General features: G+C 39.3%; 16 protein-coding genes and 1 pseudogene. 12 read left to right on the top strand and 5 right to left on the bottom strand.

Annotated features, from left to right (window positions below; genetic code table 11):
• From Q0X77_RS13180 to Q0X77_RS13170, 3 genes and pseudogenes are all read right to left on the bottom strand, one after another.
• Positions 1-1,825: pseudogene (locus Q0X77_RS13180) on the bottom strand (hypothetical protein); the annotation flags it as partial.
• 299 nt (positions 1,826-2,124) lie between these two features.
• The gene (locus Q0X77_RS13175) at positions 2,125-3,324 is read right to left on the bottom strand and encodes an OmpA family protein (protein WP_297798108.1); all 1,200 of its coding nucleotides are present in this window, start codon (positions 3,322-3,324) and stop codon (positions 2,125-2,127) included.
• A gap of 454 nt (positions 3,325-3,778) precedes the next feature.
• Positions 3,779-4,333, bottom strand: coding sequence for a hypothetical protein (locus Q0X77_RS13170; RefSeq protein WP_297798106.1), 555 nt, complete (start codon positions 4,331-4,333; stop codon positions 3,779-3,781).
• Between the two features lie 568 nt (positions 4,334-4,901).
• Between Q0X77_RS13170 and Q0X77_RS13165 the strand changes: the two genes are divergently transcribed.
• The 5 genes from Q0X77_RS13165 to Q0X77_RS13145 all read left to right on the top strand — a co-directional run bounded on the left by Q0X77_RS13165 (position 4,902) and on the right by Q0X77_RS13145 (position 8,246).
• Positions 4,902-5,192 (top strand): hypothetical protein, encoded by a 291-nt coding sequence (locus tag Q0X77_RS13165; protein WP_297798104.1) that lies wholly within the window; start codon positions 4,902-4,904, stop codon positions 5,190-5,192.
• A gap of 41 nt (positions 5,193-5,233) precedes the next feature.
• Positions 5,234-5,761 carry a GNAT family N-acetyltransferase gene (locus tag Q0X77_RS13160; RefSeq protein WP_297798102.1) on the top strand — a complete coding sequence of 176 codons (528 nt, stop codon included), beginning with the start codon at positions 5,234-5,236 and terminating at the stop codon, positions 5,759-5,761.
• Between the two features lie 53 nt (positions 5,762-5,814).
• Positions 5,815-6,231, top strand: a complete 417-nt coding sequence (locus tag Q0X77_RS13155) for a hypothetical protein (RefSeq protein WP_297798100.1) — start codon at positions 5,815-5,817, stop codon at positions 6,229-6,231.
• 95 nt (positions 6,232-6,326) lie between these two features.
• Positions 6,327-7,583 (top strand): glycosyltransferase, encoded by a 1,257-nt coding sequence (locus Q0X77_RS13150; protein ID WP_297798098.1) that lies wholly within the window; start codon positions 6,327-6,329, stop codon positions 7,581-7,583.
• 174 nt (positions 7,584-7,757) lie between these two features.
• A complete protein-coding gene (locus tag Q0X77_RS13145) occupies positions 7,758-8,246 on the top strand; it encodes a hypothetical protein (protein ID WP_297798096.1) in 489 nt (162 codons plus the stop codon).
• Between the two features lie 13 nt (positions 8,247-8,259).
• Here Q0X77_RS13145 and Q0X77_RS13140 read toward each other — a convergent pair whose 3' ends face one another.
• The gene (locus Q0X77_RS13140) at positions 8,260-10,671 is read right to left on the bottom strand and encodes a glycoside hydrolase family 3 C-terminal domain-containing protein (RefSeq protein ID WP_297798094.1); all 2,412 of its coding nucleotides are present in this window, start codon (positions 10,669-10,671) and stop codon (positions 8,260-8,262) included.
• An 83-nt stretch (positions 10,672-10,754) separates the two neighbouring features.
• Between Q0X77_RS13140 and Q0X77_RS13135 the strand changes: the two genes are divergently transcribed.
• The 3 genes from Q0X77_RS13135 (at position 10,755) to Q0X77_RS13125 (ending at position 16,621) form a co-directional block, all read left to right on the top strand.
• A complete protein-coding gene (locus Q0X77_RS13135; RefSeq protein WP_297798092.1) occupies positions 10,755-11,486 on the top strand; it encodes an NUDIX domain-containing protein in 732 nt (243 codons plus the stop codon).
• A 264-nt stretch (positions 11,487-11,750) separates the two neighbouring features.
• Positions 11,751-15,719 (top strand): hypothetical protein, encoded by a 3,969-nt coding sequence (locus Q0X77_RS13130; protein ID WP_297798090.1) that lies wholly within the window; start codon positions 11,751-11,753, stop codon positions 15,717-15,719.
• Between the two features lie 17 nt (positions 15,720-15,736).
• A complete protein-coding gene (locus Q0X77_RS13125; protein WP_297798088.1) occupies positions 15,737-16,621 on the top strand; it encodes a dienelactone hydrolase family protein in 885 nt (294 codons plus the stop codon).
• A gap of 48 nt (positions 16,622-16,669) precedes the next feature.
• Here Q0X77_RS13125 and Q0X77_RS13120 read toward each other — a convergent pair whose 3' ends face one another.
• Positions 16,670-18,301, bottom strand: coding sequence for a carboxylesterase family protein (locus Q0X77_RS13120; RefSeq protein WP_297798087.1), 1,632 nt, complete (start codon positions 18,299-18,301; stop codon positions 16,670-16,672).
• Between the two features lie 96 nt (positions 18,302-18,397).
• Here Q0X77_RS13120 and Q0X77_RS13115 point away from each other — a divergent pair, with 96 nt between their 5' ends.
• The 4 genes from Q0X77_RS13115 to Q0X77_RS13100 form a co-directional block, all read left to right on the top strand.
• Complete coding sequence (locus Q0X77_RS13115; RefSeq protein WP_297798085.1) at positions 18,398-19,162, top strand: NUDIX domain-containing protein; 765 nt, start codon at positions 18,398-18,400, stop codon at positions 19,160-19,162.
• 5 nt (positions 19,163-19,167) lie between these two features.
• A complete protein-coding gene (locus tag Q0X77_RS13110) occupies positions 19,168-20,046 on the top strand; it encodes a sugar phosphate isomerase/epimerase (RefSeq protein WP_297798083.1) in 879 nt (292 codons plus the stop codon).
• Between the two features lie 34 nt (positions 20,047-20,080).
• Complete coding sequence (locus tag Q0X77_RS13105; protein ID WP_297798081.1) at positions 20,081-21,697, top strand: carboxylesterase family protein; 1,617 nt, start codon at positions 20,081-20,083, stop codon at positions 21,695-21,697.
• 22 nt (positions 21,698-21,719) lie between these two features.
• Positions 21,720-23,902, top strand: a 2,183-nt coding sequence (locus Q0X77_RS13100) for a glycoside hydrolase family 3 N-terminal domain-containing protein (RefSeq protein ID WP_297798079.1), incomplete at its 3' end; no start/stop codon positions are given.

Here is a 23,902-nt window from a genome sequence, read left to right as displayed (position 1 = left end):
TACCTCCCCCAGTCACGTAAATATCACCGGAAGGCCCTACGGCTACAGCATCAAAGAAAAATGATGGAGGACCGGCCGCACCTAAACTACCTTGATCGAATTCAAGGCCTTCTGCAAGTGTGGTCACGTTGTTGCCATTCCCTAGATCATCGATACGCAGAAGGCTGGAGGTACCTGTTTCCACCACCAGTAGCCTTCCTTCCCTATCCAATGCCAGGCCTTCAGGATTGGAAAGCCCATCTACTATCTTTTCAGGAGGAGTTCCTGCGCTGATGTCAACTGCATAAATACTGCCATCTGTCGAACCGTTGCCTGAGCCCCAATCTGCAGCATACAGTATATCTCCATCAGAGGCTAAGCCGCTTGCCACTAATCCAACCACAGGAGTGGATGTGCCTTCCTTGACTACCCCGCCTACAGTCAAATCTGAAATGTAAATATCTCCGGCAACGCGGACTGCATCTATGGGAATCTTTTGAACATCGGGAAAACCATAGGAGATATTCTCTACACTTTGGTCCAGAGTGCTCCATACCTGTACTGCACCGCTAAACCAGGATGAAACCACCAGGTTATCTCCATCCGGCGAAAGATTCTGGGGCAGGATGAGGGATTCAGGTCCTTCCGGGATCAAAAAGCCCTTGAACTGTTCTATTTGCTTGCCATTCGTACCATTAAACTTTCGCAAATTAAAGAGATCTGCTTCATACAGAACCTCTTGGTTATTGGACCCTTCCATGGCCACGAGGCCTTGTGGACGTATGATCCCACCCGGGCTGAGGTACCGGGGTTGTCCGCTGGGCAGCAGGATTTCGGCCACCCAACCTTCGTCGTTGTTGGTCATGTACAGGCGGCCATCATCGGCAAAGCTCATGTTGTCCAGGCCCGGGTCCAGCGTACTGATTGGGGTTCTATTCGTCCCATCTGGGTTAACTTTAAAAAACTGACCGGCCTGATCCAGCACGTATAACATTCCGTCCGGGCCAAATTTAGTAGCAGCGGGGTTGAACAGGTCCGAAGGCGGCTGCAGACTACCAGCTACAATACGAATTTGACCAGTTCCCAAAGCCTCAAAAAACTCGTCTAAATTTGGAAAGAATACAGCTTCTGGGGTCATCGGATCACCGGTTTGTTCAAAAGAATCAACGTCGATGGCGATCACTGCGTTTAAGGCAAACAACGGGCCATAAAGCATCAGTTTGCCATCCTCCATTCTCGTATCAAAGGAGTTAAAGAATCCAAGGCCAAACCCAAAAGGACATGAAATGATATGCCGTTTGATATCCAGGGTTACCGGATCCAATTCATACAGGCCGTCGCCCAGGAAATCCAGGGCTACAAAAAGCCTTGATCCATCTTCCGAGAACCGGATTGGGTTCACCCCTGGAGCTATAAATTTCTTTGTTACAGCCCTGGTCGTCATGTCCATCCTGCCGACTTCACCGATAATGAGGTCCGTCCAATATATGGCCGTACCATCCGGATTCCATACCACATCGTCGGGCGATTCCACTCCATTGCCAGGATTCCCGGTTATCCGTTCTATAATCTTTCCGCTGGTTTTGTTTATTACGGTAATATTCTGTCCGCTGACACTTGCAACGTACAGATTGCCATCAGGGCCAACATCAATCCCATTGGCTGCATTAATGTTTGCACCCTTGACCAGGGTCTTTACAATGGATTTGTTGGATTTGCCCTGTACCGCCTCCAGATTGTCAGCCTCCAGATCCGGTTCCGGGCTACAGGAATAGGCGAACAAAAGCATGGCAAGCATGCTTGCTCCCAAAAGTACTTTTGACAGATAATGACTGATAGTTTTCATATATAGAAATTTAAAGTTACACTATTAGAATAGGGAAGTTGTATTTAAGATATGGCATTTATCAGGTGTTCTTATAATTTAAGGACGAACAGGTTGTTATTATGTCCGAAAGCCGGTATTAATTTACCAAGGATCTAAGTTAAACCTCCCACATTCAAATTAAATCAAAAAAGAATGCAATAGATGGAAAAGTCAAACTTGGTGACCTAACACCGGCCAGATCACTAAAAAGAACAAAACCCACCTGTTTGGCGGGTTTTTTTATAGAAAAGCTACACCTTCTGTATACAGATGCTTTGTTAGATTTTAGGAGCGTCCATTTTCACAAATTCTACCCTTCTGTTATTTGCTTTACCTTCGGGTGAAGTATTGTCTGCAATCGGTACATCTTCTCCAAATCCTTTTGCAACCATCCTTTTACCATCTATTCCACGGGCAACTAATTCATTTATTACGGTATTAGCCCGCTGCTCAGATAAATCTATGTTGAACTGTGCATCACCATCACTATCTGTGTGTCCTTCAACACTGAAATATATTTCCGGATGTTCCTTCATGAGTTTCACAATTTCATTAATAACACCCATTGACTCAAGTTTTAAAGTAGCTTTTCCCGAATCAAATTTAATTCCATTGGTAACAATTTTCCCATCAGTTATAAAACGATCATATAGTTTAACCGCTCCCTCGGCTATCCGTATATTTCTTATCATAGTAGGATAATCCCCGGTCTGACCAAAATCGTAGGTGCTCGCTTGAATACTTAAGGCAGTAGGATTGCCCGTTACATTTGGGATCATGACAAGTCGGTCCTGATCTATATATATTTTGAGTGCTCTTTTATTGAACGAAATAGACACATGACGCCAGTGCGGATAAGGTTTTTGTGATGCTTCCGGTAATTTCCGCTGCATTTTACCTCCTTGATAAGAGGCTTCCTGATCATAACCCACTTCTATAGCATGTAACCCATCTGGCCGTCTATTCGATTTTCCTTTATCCCATAAGAAAACCCTGTACTTGCTTGTCCTGCTGGACAAATACATGTCAAATTCAATTGTGAATTTCTCCGGAAGGTAGTCGCCTTCCTTTTTCATCAGCGGTTTAATGGTGGCCCCGGAATTTTCGATAGGAAATCGAATCACATTTTCACCTGAAAACAAGGCATTTTCAACATAGCCATCGATTAAATCCCACTGTGAGGGAAACTCACCATTTTGCTCACCTTCTAAATTGTCTTCAAAAAGTACGGTTTCACCCGGAACAAAATCATATTTGGACCAGGGCCTTGCAACCTGGTCATTTTTTATTTTTAAAGAATCCTGTACATCTTTTTTGGTTTGTTTTTCTTCTGTTTCAGGTTCTTCTGCTTCTCCTTCCAGTGCTTTTTCGACTTGCTTTTCGGCTTTCTTTTTTAGCTTCCCCAATATTTGTGCTTCAGACACAGCCGGCATCTGAAGAAAAAAACCAACTATCAGGAATAAAAATATATTTTTCATGATCTGCATATATTAAATTAATTTCTTTTAAAGTACAGAACAAAACTATGAAGCAGGGTGGAGGATGCCAATGATATAGGTCAGGCCGGATTATTACAAACAGCTTAGCTTACATTTTATAAGCTATAAGCATTTGTGCTATCCCCAGGCCAATGGTAAAATGTTGGACTATGATAATGGAAAATAAGAAGAGAACTGTGCAAAAAGGAGTTACACCATTCAGTCGAAGGAACAAATTCCAATATTTCCTTTAAATAAAAAGATTTTGCATTTGCAGTATGGGATCGTTGGGTCAGAGGAGCGCAACGAACTGACCTAAGCCAGATTGAAGGCCAGCGCCCCGGCCTTGCCCCGCCGTAACTACTATGGCAAAGCAATGAGGTTCCTCGTAGCAAAAGAAAAGGCACCTAGATCGGCGCCTTTTTTTTACTATTAATATGATGTGCTAATTTACCTAACCATTTACAAATTGAGCCTTATACGACTTAGACTCCCTGAAAACGTTTTTCAAGGATCTGAAGTAACTTTTCAGGCTAAAGGGCTCAAAATCGAATTGCATGAGCACCCGATGTTCCCGTTTTTCTTCAGATATGAAACCATTCCTTATCTCAAAATCAAGGTATTTCATGTGCCTGTTCGTATCCCGGCTCCTGTCATTATAAACAAAAAGGTTATCTGTTTTCCCCAAATAGAACCTAAACGTTGTATAATGCCCGGGTTCAAGGACAAGATTGGTCTGGTTCCTAACATAAAACTCCGTGTCAATTCCCTTAGAATTGAATTCTACCTTATTTGGAAATCCGGTCTGCACATGTTCTTGTCCCTGGTCATCAAGGACCGAGAATTTTGATACATTAAGCTTCATTTTTGAGATTCCAAGCTCTTTTGCCCTTTTGTTTACCAGGGTCAATTTTCTGCCTTCATTAGCTGTACGCTCCCATAACTCAAGCCCGGTAAATGAGAAAGGGTTCGTATGAAACATGGTTGGATAATATACTATTTCGTTCATAATTGCAATTTTTAAAAATACAATACAAAATTCCAAACCCAATGAAGCATAGAAAACAAGGATATTTTCAATTTTCTGTGCTATATTAACCCTGAAATACATCATTTTTCTTAAATCCAGTTAATATTACTATTTAATAAGCTCGAGGGTGTGGAAATGTCTTTCCTAACATACAGGATTAACTTTGAATTAATGGATATTAAATTCAACAGCTCGTCGATGCTCTCATTTTCATAAACTATTCAGAAACAAATTGCCTTTAATACGGCCGTGAATAGATGAAATGTGAAGAAGAAATATGAAGAGACCAATGACAATAACGAATGGAGCATCCCATTTTATTATATATCGAAATATTAATCGTATTTTTAATAAGTAAATTAACAACGACGACCACAAATAATGCCCAAATTTGGAATAACTGAATGAATGCCGTCTTTGGATTCTTGGCAAATTAAAATGGGGCTACTTGTATGCCTTGCACTTGGAAGAATATCATGGTACCCTGCTTGGAAAACATGATTGATATATAAAAGTTTACACAAAGTATTTTACAATATTCACGATCATGACTTTAGGGAATAAACGACTACAAATAATCCTTGGGATTGCGACATCAATATTGCTTATTCCTTTATTGGCAATGCAATTTACCCATGAAGTAAACTGGTCGCTATCAGACTTTATAATCGCCGGAATACTACTTTTCGGATTTGGCCTGTTGATTGAATTTCTATTACAAAAAATAAAGAAACACAATAATAGAATTGTTGCCATAGTCATTATTATGATAGCTTTTCTACTCCTTTGGGCGGAACTTGCCGTTGGAATTTTTGGAACGCCATTTGCCGGAAGTTAAATAATGTCTCCGTAAGTTCAATTGACGATAAACAGAATACCTTGATAGAAACGGAAAGATTATGGTTAAGGAAAATCACCTTGGAGGACCAGGAGGAACTATTTGAATTGCATTCTGATCCTGAGGTTCAAAAGTATACAGGCGAACCTGTCTTGGAATCCATGGAAGAGATAGTAAAGTCGATAGCAGGAAGAATAAAAGACTATAACGAAGTTGGGTTTGGAAGATTGGCGGTGATCATAAAGGCAACAAATGAATTTATTGGTTGGGCCGGATTAACATATTTACCAGAATTTGATGAAGTTGATCTTGGTTACAGGTTCAAAAAAGAATTCTGGGGTAAAGGATTTGCTACAGAAGCATCCAAAGCGATTTTGGAGTATGGATTTAATGAACTGGGGCTGGAAAAGATAGTCGCTATAGCTATTCCGGAACACAAGGCCTCAATTAAAGTAATGCAAAAAGCTGGCATGAAATTTTATAAACATGCCCCTTATGAAGAAGGTAGTGAGGACGCTATTTGGTATCAAATAGATAAAACGGCTTATGACAAAGCCCAAAGGAAATGAAATACATTTTGAGTACGTGCAGACCAATTAGAACAACATAAATTCAAAGAGTTATGAAACCAATTTTAAGATACATTCTGGCAATAATTGCAGGATGGCTTGTAGGTAGCATCATCAATTTAGCCCTGGTGAATTTGGGACACAGTATTTTCCCTATTGAGAATATTGATCCAAATGATATGGAAGCTTTGGCTTCGGTTATGCCTACTTTGGATTATAAATATTTCATTTTTCCTTTTTTAGCCCATGCACTTGGAACATTGATAGGTGCCTCCATTGCCGGTCTTATCGCGGCAGATCATAAAATGAGATGCGCCCTGGGAGTAGGAGCTATCTTTCTAATTGGAGGAATTCTTGCCAGTTATATGTTACCAGCTCCTACCTGGTTTGTTGTTACGGACCTGGTACTGGCATACATTCCCATGGCATGGTTAGGTGGAAAGCTCATTTCTTTAAATACAAAAAACTAAATTATCTATAGAATCAAATCACCATTCAGCATTGTATAAAACTCATTCTGATACCCTTTATACTTACCTTTGAAATTCCCTAGCTTAAAAAATAAATGAATCCTTCTTTAATTCAAATTTGCGAACAGAGTAAACAGAGTTTTGATTTAACTTCAGCATCAGACCAGGCATATCTCTATGCACTCGTAAGCCGTATTAATAGCTTTTCAATTGAGGAAATTAATACCTTAGGTAATACTACTGATTCACCGCTGTCATTTCGAATAGCAGCCAAAATTATCGATTCCAAAAAATATATTGAATCTTGCCACCATCAATTGAAAATAGGGGTCGTGTTTGCCATGTGGGGCGAACAAAACAGGCTTCAGATGAAAAGTGAGAACAATCCGAATGGAGAAGATTTATTGAATGTTAAAATAGATCAACTTAGCTGGCTTTTTAAAGGGTCTGGTATTAGCTGGAAATTGTATGCGGTGGATGATGGTTGTCCCAATGGAAGCGGAGATATAGCAGAAGCTATTCGTAAAAAGTCCGAATATGCCAATCAAACAGAGGTCCTGTTTCTGGAAAAGGCCCTGCCTTCCAATAAGCCTCCTTTAAAAAATTTGGCTTCCGCAGATGATTCCCGTAAAGGTGGTGCCATTCTTTTAGGTTGTGAGAAAGCGATGCAGGATGGCGCAGATTTAATCATTTACACAGATGCTGATAATTCTGTACACCTGGGTCAAACCGGTTTGCTCCTCAGGCCTCATTTGGAAAAAGGATATAAGGTGGTTTTGGGAAACAGAAAAGATCCGAATGCTGTTTTGGTTAAACAAGAAAATCGCTGGGGAATTGGAATTAAAGCGCTGAGGCACATGCAGCGAATGATCGGAGAAAGTATCTTCTCGAGAGGAATCCGAGATTCCCAGGCCGCTTTTAAACTATATCACAAAGACGTATTAACAGAAATACTCAAGGATCCATCTGTTTACGATTTCTCTTTCGATTCTGACTGGATTGCCTGTGTCATAGCCTTGAAGGAAAAATTTGCAAAGGTTCCTTTTGCCTTTATTGATTCCTTTGCTGAATCTGCTTCTATTGTGCAAGGGCCTATGACCACCTGGGAGACCTTGTTGAAAGGATTGGTAAAAGCTGTACGCGCAAGAAAAATTCCACATAATGAGGAAATGGCCAAAATTGTTATGGAGAAAATAGGTAGTCATCATGACCTGGAGTTATTGATTAATCATTTGCCTGAAGAACTTTTGGACGCCGAGGATAAAGATTTGGGCAACCCTGAAATCATGTCACCCAAAGCTATGGGAGAATGGATTGACCAACGGAAATTGAATCCACAGAAGACCCGCTAAAAAAACAGAAAAACAAGGTCGGCTATCATGCGCACCGTATCAAGCACGGAAAAAGAAGTTTTCTTACATTTAATGATTGGTGCCACCTGGCTTCATTTTGCTCAACGGCATGGTTTTTTGTAAAGCATGCCACTAAATAGCAGTACTATGGCATGTATATTTAAATAAGACGCAATGGACCTAAAAACCGATTGGACTAAAATAAGAAAGCACTTTAATAAGAGTTTTAGTTCAAATTTTTATGTTTCGATTGCATCTATACTTCCCGACAATAATCCAACAGTTACACCAATCGGTTCGTTGTTCCTTAACGACAATCAGACCGGATTTTATTTTGAAAAATTCCCTGCAAAATTACCTGAAAGTGCTAAAAATAACCCTAAAGTGTGCCTTCTGGGGGTAAACAGCGGACGTGTGTTTTGGATTAAAGCCCTGTTTCGAAATAAATTTTTGGAGCATCCGGCTATAAAACTTTATGGTGAACTAGGTGCAAAAAGAAAAGCCACAGCAAAGGAAATAAAGCGACTGAATCGCAGAATGAAAATAACAAACGGACTCAAAGGAAATACCTATTTATGGAAAAAGATGGAATTCGTGCGAGAAATAAGATTCACCAAAGCTGAAAAAATAAATCTTGGCACAATGACAGAGGATTTAGATTAAAAGACTTTTTAACCTATAGTGTTATTTCTCCTGATAGCCTGATATCCCTTGACGATGATCCAACCTGTATTTCATAAATACCCTTTTCTAAAGCCCAAACCGCATTGTTTTCATCCCAATAGCTCAAATCTGAAACAGGAATTCTGATCAAAATATCCTCTACCTGTTCCTGAACCAAATTTTGCGTCTTGGCAAAGCCTTTTAATTCCTTATCTGGACGATCAATATCTTTAGCGGGCATTGCCACATAGATCTGAACAACTTCTTTACCAGATTGTGGCCCCAGGTTCTTTAAAGTCAAAGCAACATCAATGGTATCGTTCTCTATAGTCAATTCCATATTATCATATTCAAAAGCGGAATACGAAAGACCGTATCCAAAAGGATAAGAAACCTCTATATTCTCCTTGTCGAAATGCCTGTAGCCTACATAAATACCTTCTTCATAAATGGTAAAGTCTTCATTGCGTATTTTGTCTTCTTCAGCCACTTCTTTACCACTTGAGAAAAAATCAGATATACTCATGGGTTTCCCATCCAGTGGAAAATTTCCATGCGATGCATGATCGCTCACATTTATGGGAAAAGTCATCGGGAGTTTGGCACTGGGATTAACTTCACCACTCAATATACTGGCTACAGAATTTCCACCTTCCTGTCCTCCCTGCCAGGCAAGTAAAATGGCATCCGGCTGATCTTTCCATGATGAGGTTTCAATAACTCCACCAATATTGAGGACAACGATAACTTTTTTGCCTTCCTGATGAAACTCTTTTATTGTCTTTTTAAGTATTTCGTTTTCTATATCGGTTAACAGAAAATCATCCGCCTCGACCCTATCGCCTCCTTCACCACTATTCCTTCCGATTGTTATAATTGCGACATCGGATGCTTTTGCTATTTCGGCCATTTGATCGGAGGTGTAATTTATTTCCGGGGGAGTATATGGCTCTAACATAGCATCCAATCCTTCCGGCTTTATAAATTCTTCTTTGTTAGCTTGCTTATGAGCTTCATAAATGTCTTTTGCAGTTGTATTGATTTTAAACCCACTATTAACTAAACCTTCTTCCAAAGAAATAGTATATGCTTCATTAACATCCCCGGAACCAGTTCCCCCGGCAATAAAATCATACGACGTTACACCAATCAGGGCTACATTTATCCCGGTTTTGAGAGGCAGTGCATTCTTATTTTTTAGCAGTACCATTCCTTCAGATGCCGATTCCTTTGTAATTTTTGCATGCAATTTTAGATTGGGCTCATTACTAAAGGAATAGTTTTCCATTTTTCTAGATTCCAGAACCAATTCAAGAATGCGCCTGACGGATGTGTCAATTTCCCCGGCAGTCAATTCTCCGGACTCATGCGCCTTAATCAGGGCATCCCATTGAAATTTTGTTCCTGGTTCGAGCAGATCGTTACCTGCCTTTATTTGAGCTGCTGCATCATTGCCTCCAAACCAATCGGTCATTACAACACCTTGGAATCCCCATTCATCTCTGAGAATATTTGTTAGTAGTTCTTTGCTTTCTGAAGTATAGGTGCCGTTTATTTTATTGTATGATGACATTATGGTCCAGGGTTGTGAATTTTTTACGATAATCTCAAAGCCTTTTAAATATATTTCTCTCATTGCACGGTCCGATACTATGACGTCATTGTTATTTCGTTTTGTTTCCTGATTATTAGCAACATAATGCTTTACTGAGGTACCTACTCCATTAGATTCTATACCGTTAACCATTGCAGCACCAAGGAAACCAGTAAGCAACGGATCTTCCGAAAAATATTCAAAATTCCTGCCGGTAAAGGGGTGCCGCTGAATATTGACCCCCGGGCCCAGGATTACATCTACTCCATATTCTAAAGCCTCTTTGCCCATTGCCTCCCCTACAGATTCAACCAAATCTGTATTCCAGGTAGAAGCCAATAATGTGGCTATGGGAAAGGCTGTTGCGAAATAGGTCTTATCATCATTTTTTCGGGTAGGTTCTATTCTCAGTCCTGCAGGTCCATCAGATAAATAAATGGTGGGGATACCCAATCTGGGTGTCGGCACTATCACACCAGCCGCCCCCGGGATTCCTTCGTTTGGTTTGTTCCTTCCCATCGCAGAACCGATCCCGGACCCTTTAAGTAGATGAATCTTCTCCTCAATAGTCATTTTTTCCAAAAGGTCTGCCACCCGTTCATCAGTAGATCGTCTGTCGTCTTCATAGATATCAAGTTTTCCATTTCCGTTACGATCCAAAAAGGTAAATCCTTGTATATTCATTTCCTTCAGGTCCGTATTTTCAACATATTCACCTTCAAAATCAAGGACTTTGGACTTAATATAAAACCAACCTCCTAATCCCACAATTGCGATTAAGATTACCAACACCAACAGGATTTTAAATCCCTTTTTGATCCATTTTTTCATTCCATTCAATTTAATTGTGACTAAACGCCTCAAATATAATCAATTATATGTGTCGGATTGACACAAATGTTTATTTTTGTGTGATGGATCTATTTAAAATATATTCTGAAGGTGATAAATTCTTTCTGCCCAATCTCTCAATAGACCTGGTAATTATTGGATACAGGCAAAGAGATTTAAAGTGCCTTTTGCTAAAAATAGATAACAAATGGTTGTTACCCGGCGGTTACATTAAAATTGACGAATCTGTTAAACATGCTGCAAAAAGAATTTTAAAAGAACGTACCGGCCTGGATAATCAACATCTTAAATTCATGTCTGTTTTCGGAGATAAGGATCGCCAATTTAAAGAAGAATTTGTGGCATATTTGAAAAAAAAACATTTAGAATGGCAAGAAGACTCCTGGGTTAACAATCGCTTTGTAACCTTAACCTACTACTCTCTGGTTGAAATTGATGCTATAAAACCTGTTATCGGGAATTTAGATGAGCAATCTTCATGGTTTAGTTTTGACAATTTACCCCCGATGTGGATGGATCACAGTTCTATCCTCACTGCGGCAAGAAACAGACTTAAGGAGGATATACAGCAAGAACACCTAACTTATAATCTGCTGCCTGATAAATTCACTATGCCGGAACTTCATCAATTACACCAAACTATCCTGGGAGAGAAACTGGATAGAAGCAGGTTTCAAAAAAAAATGCTTTCAAGTGGAATTTTCGAGCGGCTGCCAAAGTTGCAAAAAGAGTCCCCTGGCAGAAATCCTTATCAATACTGTATAAAATCGAAGAAAACTAATCCCCAAAGATAACTGTATCAACACTGCGCATAACGGCTTTTACGTTAGAGTTAAATAAAAAAACCTGAAAAAGTCATCGACAAGTTGTTCGTAAAGTGAATTTAAATACCTTATGAACTATTCGGGTTTAAGTATTTTATCCCAGGTTTAACAAGCGATCGTATGCCAGGAAAATAAGCTTATTTAAATTAGAAATAATCTGGATGTCAAACCAAAATTACCTAATTTTAAACTCTGTCTTTTATAGACTTCTTCGAAATTTAAGGTAGCCATATCATGCTTAAAAGAGCATTTAAAATTCTTGTTGGTTTTACACTTATACTGGGGTTATTACTTCTGGCTATCTATTTTTATGTTAGTTCCCATAAGGAAGAAGTAGTCAACTTCATTGTAGATACCATCTCAGAAAAACACAATGGTACGGTGAGTTTTGACAATGTAACCTTGAGGAGTTGGGGTAATTTTACCAACCCGGCATTCTATGTCGAAAATATGGTTCTTTTGGACTCATCGGAATCAAAAGTCAATCGTTTTGAAGCTGGGGATGTTTATTTAAATCTGTCTGTTAAGAGTTTAATAAAAAATAAGATTCAGGTAAAATCTGTTCGAATAGAAAATGCAATTTATAAGTCTGTCGTTTTCAAAGAAGATCTGGCAGCCTTGATGGCAAAGAAAGACTCACTGCCCCAAGAAAGTAAAGTTACCGAGTCCTTCAAACCCTATAATATGACCTTTGATATTGAAAATCTTACTTTCGATATACAAAATATTCCGCGTCATAAAGGGTTTAAATTTAAAATAAATGAGATTTCATCTAACTTCCTTATTGGTCCGGATAGCATATCATCTTCGATGGATCTGGACGCTAATATAACCCAATTAGGGTTTAATCTTCAAAAAGGGAGGTATCTCAAAGATTCAAAGATTGAAGGGACAATGTATCCCGAAATAGACCTGACTAACAACAAAATCCATATCCCTTCATTTGACCTCACCATAAATGATCAAGTATTTAAGATAATTGCCGATTTTAACACTTCACAAAGCGGAAGTTTTTTATTTGAGATTTCAAATAAAGAAACCGAATATGCTCCTACTGTAAGTCTTTTATCCGATCATATTCAGGTAAAACTTAACAAGTATAAGATTTATGAGCCGTTCCCCATTAATGCCACTCTTCAGGGGAGTTTCGCGCCTTTTTCTAACCCTTTGGTTCATGTAGAATTTAATAGTACAGATAATTCTGCGCTAATAGTTGATCGCTTTGATTTGGATAATTTATCATTCACCGGAAATTTTACCAATAGAATTTATGATGATGAACGCGCCAAAACTGAAGACAAAAGAAATATAAAACTAATCTTCAATTCGGTCACTGGGAATTACAAGGAGACCAAATTTGAGGTAAGCAATGGCATATTGACCAGTACCCCGGAAAATAAAGCACTTATTCAGGGTTTTCTGAAAGCAGATGGCGTTCCTGAGAATTTAATTTCACTTACAAATGAGCCTATTTTTACCCTTCAGAGAGGGCAATATAACTTAATTGCCAATTTAAAAGGAGACGTCACATCCGCTGCGGATCTGTTAACACGATCAAATATTTCATTAAAAGTTAATAATACAGAAATTTTTGACAGTAAAGACAAGCTTACAATCCCTGTCAAACAACTAAATATCAACCTAAAAGAGGATAGAGGTGTGTTGGAGGTTTTGAAACTTCCATTGGGTTCGTCGGATGAGCTTCATATATATGGAAAAACTTACCCATTTTCTTCACTTTTATCAAAAGAAACGGAGTACCAAGCAACTACAAGTTTGCAACTGGTTTCCTCGAGGTTGAAATGGGAAGATTTTCTTAAATTTTTTGAGGATACCAATACAGGGCCTAAAGTAAAAGCAGGAGCACCTGGACGTAAAATAAGAGACTTGGCGCGAAGGATCTATTTGAAATTTGACCCCTCAGTTATTGTGGATATTAAGGAATTTGGATATAAATCCTTTGAGCTGACCAATTTTACTTCAGATTTGTCCTTTAGTGATATTAATCATCTTCATTTAGAAAATACAGCTTTTGAAATCAGGGAAGGAGCTGTGAAAGTGAATGCCTCTTTTGGTTTTGAAAAACCTGAACAAATTTTAATAGATGCAGAAGTTGACGCAACAGGCACCCCCGAAATACTAAACGATCTGTTTGATAGTGATACCTTCTTTTTCAAAGGAGGTGAATTTAATCTGCAAGGGCAAGTATATGGGGACGTACTCCGAATAGATGGGTTTATAAATGCATTAAATGGGAACTTAAGATTGGCTAATAGCAATGTGATCTACGAGCCAATTGACCTTACCGTACCCATTGATTTATTTGATGTACAAATAAAGAACAATTTGGCGATCCTTAACACCCTGGAAATTGGTGTTGGGACCTCCGATAAACTAAATTTTAGCGGGAGATTGGAGAATTTTAGCTCGTTTCTCTCACCTTCCAAAAAAGAGCAGGTAAATACCTTCATTAATCTTCATTCCAATAAATTAGAATGGGACGATTTTGTAACTATTTTTCATAAAAAGAACAATAAAGAAAACAAGGACACGGAGGCAACCATCAATAAACGCATTAAAGAAACGCTGAGGGGAATTTATACAAAATTTAACCCTAAGTTAGACGTAACTATCGATAGGTTTGAATTCAAAGATATTTTAGTCCTGGAGAATTTTTCCACAGGTTTATATTTCGACGGGCACAAAAGTCTTGTCCTGAAAGAAAGTGGTTTTGATTACGATAAAAAAAGTAATGTAGAATTTTCCGCCCTATTGGATATATCAGAAACTGCAGGTACAAATATAGATATTGATTTAAAAGCCTACGGCGACCCATTTCAATTAAATGAAATACTAAACTATGACACCTTTTTACTTCAGGGAGGTAAAATAGATATTAGCGCAAAGGTTTCAGGTGATATTGAAAAAATGAATGAATTGATATCCTCTTCCCAAGTAATGTTTAAAATTGAGAATAGCGCTATACTTCATAACCCTAGTAAGGTCCTTGTCCCATTTAGTGTGCTGGAAATAGATGTTGAAAATGATGACGCTAATCTCAAGGTTATGAATATAGACCTCCCATCCGGAGATATGATTAAACTCTCCGGGGAATTAAAAAATATTACATCTATTGTCCCCGAATTAAGTGGAAATAATGAACGAATGAGTTCAAAACTCAATGTCTATTCAAAAAAAGTTACGTTTAGTGACTTTTTAGATCTTTTTGAACATTCAGAAAAAAATAAAATAGAAAAAAAACCGACAAAGAATCTGGCATTAAAAACCGTGGTTAAGGACTTTTATAATAAGTATCAGCCGGAATTATCCATTAATATCGATGAATTTATTTTTCATAAACTGATCATTAATAATTTCAATACTGGTTTTTATTTTGAAAATGAAAATCTGCTTTATCTTGAAAATACCAACTTTGATTTTTACAACGGCCATGTTAATTTGGATGCACATCTAGACATTTCTGATCCCTATGAAACGGATTTTTCCTTTGGTGTTAAAACGGATAAAATCGATTTGGAGAAATTGCTTATCTCTTTTGATTATTTTAATACCCCTTCTGTAAAGGAAGCAGATAAAATTGCAGGAGAAGTGAGCATAGACACAAGGATTGAAGGCATGTTTAATGATAGTACCGGAATAGTATCAAATTCTTTAAAAGGTACTATAGGCTTTGATCTGAAGGAAATGCAACTGTCAGGTTTTGAACCGATTATTAAGGTTGCCAATATCCTTTTTAAGAAAAAAAGATTTGAAGATATACGGTTTGCTCCAATTGAAAATGTCTTGTATCTTTCTGATAATACGGTTGAATTTCCCTTGATGGAAATTCAGTCCACGGCCTTTGATTTTTTCGTTTCAGGGCATTTGGGCTATGGAGATGTTCCAACCAACCTATGGACGGCAATTCCCCTTTCTAATTTTAAAAGTAGGGATATCACCAATATTCCGGGGAAAAAAGAATATATTGAAGCCGGTAAAAAGATTTATATTGAGGCGAAAACCAGCAAAAAAAACAAAACTAAATATAAGCTTCATTTATCGGAAAGAAAATATTTTAAAGAGAGGGATTCACTTAGTGAATACAAAATATTGCAAAAAGAGGGTAGATTATTACGAAAGCAATATAGACGGGATAACAGAGCTGAAGAAAAAATTCAAAAGACAGAAACGACTACTAATTAAGTTAATATGATTCGATTATGAAACCACTTAATAAAAAAGACATAAAACAGGAAGTTTTTGATTTGTATGATGCCTACGCACATAACAAATTGCAAAGACGAGAGTTTATAGAAAGACTATCTATGTATGCTGTTGGGGGTATTACCATACCTTCACTTATGAGCTTTCTGATGCCTAACTACAAGGATACCATGTTGGTCCCAACCAACGATCCCAGGCTTGTTTCAGAATATATCACCTATGAATCTCCAAAAGGAGGTGGCCCAATTAAGGGTTTACTTTCTAAACCTGCAAAGGCCAAAGACAAATTACCGGGTATAGTAGTTGTTCATGAAAACAGGGGTCTGAACCCTTATATTGAAGATACGGCGAAACAGGCCGCTTTGGAAGGGTTTATCACCCTTGCACCCGATGCCTTAACTCCCCTTGGGGGATATCCCGGAAATGATGATGAAGGCCGGGCATTACAGCGCCAGCGAGATAGAAATGAAATGCTGGAAGATTTTATTGCGGCATTTGCTTATTTAAAGAACCATAAAGAATGTAGTGGTAACATAGGAGTAGTTGGTTTCTGTTTTGGTGGATGGATATCAAATATGATGGCCGTCAAGGTTTCCGACCTTAAAGCGGCAGTGCCTTTTTACGGCGGTCAACCCAAAGAAGATATTGATAAAATTAATGCCCCTTTGATGCTTCAATTTGCAGGATTGGATAAAAGGGTCAATGAAGGCTGGCCGGCTTATGAAAAGGCGTTAAAAGCAAATAACAAAGAATATGTTGCTTATACCTATCCGGACGTAAATCATGGTTTTCACAATACAACTACACCACGTTATGACAAAACAGCAGCTGAATTAGCCTGGAAACGAACTATTGATTTTTTTAATAAAAACCTGAAATAATTCGGTATTCCGCTTACCTGTTACTATCAATAACAGCTATTAAAATAGTTAATTGCCATAGTCCGCATCTAAAAATTTGTAACGGGCATCATTGCTTGCCTTTTTGGCCTTACTTTCAGTATTGAGAATCATTACCGGGGGTGCAGGGTCCTCAGCTTCTACAGACGGCCAATTTGGCAAATTTTCCCCATTCGGGTTTCCTGTCTTTATGAAATTAGCAAAATAGTCCTGCATGGTTTCTGAAACTTTAAAATCATCTTCTGTCCATGCATAGTCATCCACCAAATGTAAGTTCCCCATACAGTATTCTATCTCACAGGCATGAGGGGCTCCTATGGCTGCCGGCATATCCGGGGTTCCAGAATCTTTTTTGACAGTACCTCCGGCTAAACCGGAAATAAAGGACTTATCCTTCAACGGGGGACGTAACTTGCTATACAGATACCGGTAAACAGATTGATCACTGTTTTTTCTGTGCATATCGAACCATTTCCAGGTACTATAAGCAATAAAGCGGTCTGAAGCCAGGTCCGTTGCAGATCTCTCTATTTCCTTTACCGAGGCATGGGGATAAAGTGATAAAACTTCATCATGACTTTCCGGATATGTTTGCTTCACCTTGCCTATAAAATTTTCTTCAGTATAAGGTTGTCCCTCCATAAAGGCCATCCCCGGAATTTCTGCAGAATTCCAACCTAATAATAGTGGGACCATTGCCTGTTGTTTATTTTCAAAAATTTCAGGCAGGGTACCGGATAAAAAATAGCCATCTATTACTGCCGGGAAACCGAATCTTTTAGATTCATTGTAAATCTCATACACCTCTCTCGTACTAAGCTTTCTTAATTCGGACAGACTGGGATAACCTGCTTGTTTTGCAAATTCTAATCCTATATTTTCTGCTACCTCTAATGGCACCGGAGCCATGGTAGGTTTTATTCCGGCTCCACTCTCCCCTATTGCACCGGCAATCAAATTCCTGGAAAGAGGGGAGGCCATTTGCTGACTAACCCCAATGCTACCGGCTGATTCTCCGGCAATGGTAATTTTCTCTGGATTCCCTCCGAAAGCAGCAATGTTTTTGTGTACCCATTGCAAAGCCGCATTCTGATCGAGCAATCCATAGTTTCCTGATGCTCCATAAGGGGCTTCGGCGCTCAAATCCGGGTGTGCAAGGAATCCAAAAATATTTAATCGGTAATTGGTAGTGACTACAACAATACCTTTCTTGGCCATTGCCTCTCCATCATAACGATATTCTGAGGCATCACCAGCAACATTTCCTCCACCAAAAAAGTAGACCAAAACAGGAAGTTCTTTGGTATTACGGTCTGCAGGAGTCCAAATATTCAGGTAAAGACAATCCTCACTAACACCATTAGACCGGGACTTCATATCACCAAATACCAATGTCTGCATAGGACGAGGTCCAAATGCCTTAGTATGCTTTACCCCCTCCCAATTATCAAGTGGCTGTGGAGCCTTCCAGCGTAAATCACCAATTGGTGGCTTGGCAAAGGGCACGCCAAAATAGGTCTGAATACCAGTATGGGTATCATAATTCCCTTCAATAACTCCGTTTTCTACCGTAACCCGAACCGGAAAAGCATTGGTATTCTGAGCTATTCCTGTGGAGCTGTAAAGAATCATTATCAGCGAAAAAATAATGCCTGCTTTCATATGTTAAAGTGTTAAAGTTTTATTATTGTCTCATTTTGTTACAATAATACTTTTTTTTCTTGGATTTTTGTTATTTATTTGGGTAAAATTCAGTTCTTGACAAGGAATAATAAAAAGAAACTACTTGACAGTAAGGATTATATACCTCATTTGGCTTATGATTCAGTTATCTTTGGATTCAATGGGACACAATTAAAAATACTTATCCTGGAATATCATAATACTGAATTTTTTGCTCTGCCGGGGGGGTTCGTAAAGCGTGGTGAGAATTTGGATGATGCAGTTAAAAGAGGTCTAAAAGAACGAACAGGATTGGATCATATTTATTTAGAGCAGTTTCATACGTTTGGTTCGCTTTCACGATCCCAACCTGAAATAATGAGAAAGATTTTAAAGGAAAATGATTTTGAACTGAAAGATGACTATTGGATGTTCGATCGTTTTATTTCAGTAGCCTATTATGCACTAATCAATTATGATGAAGTTGAACCCAAACCCGATGAGCTTTCTGACAGTATAAATTGGTACGCAATTGATGAACTTCCGCCCTTAATGATGGACCATCGGAAAATTGTGGAAAAGGCGTTGCAAGTACTCAGAGATAATCTGGAAAGAAAATTGGTAGGCATGAATCTATTACCTCCAAAATTCACTATGAAACAGCTACAACAGGTATATGAGTGCATTTTAGGTGAAAAATTAAGGCGAACCACCTTTCAACGGCGACTATTAGGAAAGAATATTTTGGAACGGCATGAAAAATTGTTCCAGGGCAAAGCCCATAAGGCACCTTACCTATATAGCTTTAAAGTTAGCAATAGTGAAAGACAGAAAGAAGACAAAGAACTAATCCATAAATAAATACAATGAAAAATTTAAGACTGAATTTAATCATAAAAGCAATTCTAGCATCCGTTTTACTATTCAGTGGCATTATCTCCTCTGCCCAGGAACGAATGGGGGGACTGGCACTTTATACCGTACGTGATGCCATGGGAGAAGATGCAAAAGCCACTTTGAAAGCAGTTGCCGAAGCAGGATATAAAAACATCGAGGCTGCCGGTTATGCTGATGGTAAGTTTTATAACATGTCACCCGAAGAATTTAAATTGGTCTTGGCCGATTTAGACCTTACACCTATTAGCACCCATCAGGGAACAGTGACCCTGGAAAATGCCGATGCCATGATGGCGGACGTCAAAGCGGCAGGATTTGAATATTTTGTGATTCCTGTCCCCCCTATGGGACTCTTTAAATTCAATCCGGAAAACAGGACTATGGGTATGACGGGAGGAGTAGAGAATTTGGCAAATATTTTGTCCGATTTAGGAAAAAAAGCACAACAGGCCGGCCTGAAGCTTTTATATCACAACCATGATTTTGAATTCATGAAAAACGAAGATGGTGTTGTTCCGATAGACTACCTATTGGAAAATACGGATCCTGAAATTGTTAATTTTCAAATGGATCTTTTCTGGGTTACAAAGGCAGGTGCTGATCCGCTGGCCTATTTTGATAAATACCCCGGTCGTTTTAAGATCTGGCATGTCAAAGACATGGATGAGCAAGGCAGGTTTGCACCGGTTGGTAAAGGAAAAATTGATTTTGCCCGTATTCTGGCCATGAAAGAGGTTTCAGGCATGAAGTATTATATGGTTGAACAGGACATGACCTTTGATGGCCTGCAACCAATTGAAGCCATCAAAATAAGCCATAAAGGGATTAAGAAAATTGGTTTTAAATAACACAATCCATAACGGCAACACTAAACATATAAAAATGAATAAAACAAAACTTCAACTATCAATGCTGGCCTTGTTATTGGTGACGATTACTCTTTCCGCCCAGGAAGTGATTACCGGTGAGCAAATTGCAGTCACTAATACAGAATCTGGAAAAGTACGAGGATACATCCATAATGGCACTTTTATCTACAAGGGAATCCCTTATGCCAAGGCAGAACGCTTTACGGCTCCAACAAATGCCGATTCCTGGGAAGGAGTCAGAAGTTCAACGATGTATGGCCCTGTTGCGCCATTAATGACACCCACAACTCAGGTGAGAGATGAACCCGAATTTGTTTTTGATCATGATTGGGGGTATACCAATGAAGATTGCCTCCGAATTAATATTTGGACCCCAAGTATTGATGATGGTAAAAAAAGACCTGTACTGTTCTGGATACATGGTGGCGGCTTCACCGCTGGTTCCAGTCAGGAATTACCATCAACTGATGGTGAAAACCTGAGTAAAAAAGGAGACGTTGTAGTGGTTTCTATTAATCACCGCCTGAATATTCTGGGATTTTTAGATCTCTCTGCCTATGGGGAAAAATACAAGCATTCTGCCAATAATAGTATTATTGACATGGTAGCCGCACTCAAATGGGTCAAAACCAATATTGAAAATTTTGGAGGAGATCCTGATAACGTAACTATATTTGGACAGTCTGGTGGGGGAGCCAAAGTAAATACTCTCATGGCTATGCCGCAAGCGAAAGGGCTTTTTCACAAAGCGATCAACCAAAGTGGGTCATTCCGTACCGCTATGCTCGAAAAAGACCAAACTCAGGAAATTGCCGCAGAGGTGCTTTCCATTCTAGGGTTAAATGAAAGTCAGGTAGATAGTCTGCAGAAAATTCCTTTTGAGGTTTTAAGCGCAGCAGGAACCAAAGCCCTGAAAAAGATAGAAGAAAAGATGAAAGCAGAAGGAAAACCTGTTATGGGCTTTGGCCTCAATTGGGGTCCCAGTCGTGATGGTGAAGACCTCCCTTATCAGCTTTTTTCTGAGGAAGCTTTTATGCTTTCCAAAGATATTCCGTTATTGTTAGGCACCACAAAAAATGAATTTGCTCCTTTTGCCAATATGCGTTTTGTCAAAGCTTCTGAACAAGAAATAATGGAACATATTAAGGAGCAATACAAAGATAAAGCCGATGCATATATCCAGGCCGTAAAAAAAGCCTATCCTGAAGATAGTGACCCAAAAGACCTGCTTGATGTGGATACCATGTTCCGACCGGGAGCCGTTGTTCAGGCAAACGAAAAATCGAAGATTCAGGATGGTGCTCCGGTATATATGTATCTTTTTACCTGGCAGTCACCAGTTTGGGATGGGAAATATAAATCCTTACACTGTATGGAATTGCCCTTCGTTTTCGACAATATAGAGCGGGGTAAAAATATGACCGGTGGTGGACAAGCTGCTCATGAATTAGCGGATAAGGTTAGTATGGCCTGGATCAATTTTGCCAAAAATGGAGATCCCAATCATTCCGGATTGCCTACATGGCCTGCCTACAATAGTTCAAATACAGCTACCATGCATTTAGATAACACCTGCGAGGTAAAACCTCAATTAGATAAAGAATTGTTTGAGCTGGTAGGTAATAATTAGAAAATACGATTAAAACAAAAAGATGAAATTACAAAACAAAACACTGATTGCATTTTGTTATGCTGCCGTTATATTGTCTATGGCTTGCAGCCCAAAGTTTACAGAGGAAGACAAAGGAAATTTTACGCTCGTAAAAAATGAAGGCGGAAAAACACTGGGATACAACCCTGATTCGGGAGTGAAACTATTGCAAGTAGACAGATATGCTTTTAAAGACTTAAACAAGAATGGAAGCCTGGATGCCTACGAAGATTGGCGTTTACCCGTAAATGAACGTGCTGTAGATTTAGCAAAACAAATGAGCCTTGAAGATATAGCGGGATTGATGTTGTACAGTTCGCATCAATCATTACCGGGCAGGAGCCGCGGTTTTGGCTCATCAACTTACGGTGGCAAATCATTTGCAGAAAGTGGGGCAGTCGCTAGCGACCTATCAGACGAGCAGAAGAAATTCTTATCCGATGACCATCTACGTCACGTATTGATTACTTCAGTAGAGACTCCTGCAATTTCAGCACAATGGAACAACAATGCCCAAGCTTTTGCGGAAGGTCTGTATTTGGGAATTCCAGTAAATACAAGTTCAGACCCACGACATGGTAGCGATTCCTATGCGGAATTTAATGCCGGAGCCGGTGGAGATATTTCCATGTGGCCTGGTACTTTGGGTATCGCTGCTTCTTTTGACCCAGCGTTAATGAAACGATTTGGTGAAATTGCCTCAAAGGAATATAGAGCTTTGGGTATTGCTACGGCTTTATCTCCTCAGATAGATTTGGCCACTGAACCACGCTGGAGTCGTTTTGACGGCACCATGGGCGAAGACCCGGATTTGGCTGCCGATTTGGCTAAAGCCTACGTAGATGGTTTTCAATCTACCGATGGTGGTGATTGGGGAATGGGGAGTGTTAACGCTATGGTGAAACATTGGCCTGGCGGTGGTCCGGAAGAAGGAGGACGAGATGGTCATTTTGGTTATGGTGCGTATGCCGTATATCCTGGTAAAAATATCAAGGACCATATGAAACCATTTACAGCAGGTGCTTTTAAGTTAGATGGACCTACAAAAATGGCTTCTGCTGTAATGCCGTATTACACCATTTCTACAGGAGAAGGAGAGAATGTAGCAAACGGTTACAACAAGTATTTGATTACGGATGTTTTAAGAGGCACCTATGGTTACGATGGCGTATTATGCACAGATTGGGGCATTACAAGAGATATTACTTCTGTTTCTAAGTTTGAAGGAAAACCGTTTGGTGTAGAAGGCCTAACAGTTGCAGAGCGTCATTACAAGGCCATTGATGCTGGCATGGACCAATTTGGTGGTAATAATGATATGGGCCCAGTTCTGGATGCTTATGAACTAGGGGTTGCGGAACTAGGCGAAGAGGTCATGCGTGCTCGCTTTGAAGAATCTGCGGTTCGATTATTGACCAACATTTTTAGGGTAGGACTTTTTGAAAATCCATATTTAGACGTTGAGGAAACAAAAGCAATCGTGGGTAATAGTGAGTTTATGAAAGCTGGGTTCGATGCGCAATTAAAGTCGATTGTAATGCTAAAGAACAGCAACAAAAGCCTACCGATGAAAACCAAACAAAAGGTTTACGTACCACAACGCTATATTGCACCAACAACCAACTGGTGGGGCATAACTACAGAACCCAAAACGATAGACGCTTTTAATATGGAAATAGTCGCTAAGTATTTTGATGTGGTAGATTCACCAGAGGAGGCAGATTTTGCTTTAGTAGGCATTGAAAGTCCAAATGGTGGTGTTGGTTATGATGATGCCGATTTAGAAAATGGCGGCAATGGCTATATTCCGATCAATTTACAGTATAGTCCCTACACAGCAAATACGGCTAGGGAAGTAAGTATAGCAGGTGGCAGTCCATTGGAAGATTTTACCAATAGAAGCTATAAGGGTAAATCAGTGACGACCATTAATATGACAGACATGCAACTAGTAAACGACACGAAAACAAAAATGGTAGATAAACCTGTAATTGTATCTATAAAGGTCTCCAAGCCCATGGTATTTTCTGAGATAGAAGGTAGTATTTCTGCCATACTTGTTCACATGGGCGTACAAGATCAAGCCTTGATGGAAATCATAACCGGAGCTGCAGAACCTTCTGCTTTACTACCTTTTCAAATGCCTGCGGACATGTTGACCGTTGAAGCCCAATTTGAAGATGT

It is taken from the genome of uncultured Eudoraea sp. (genome assembly GCF_947258925.1).
Taxonomy (GTDB): Bacteria; Bacteroidota; Bacteroidia; order Flavobacteriales; family Flavobacteriaceae; genus Eudoraea.
The sequence above is the reverse complement of the archived record's forward strand: the minus strand, read 5'-3'. Positions and strand labels throughout refer to the sequence as shown.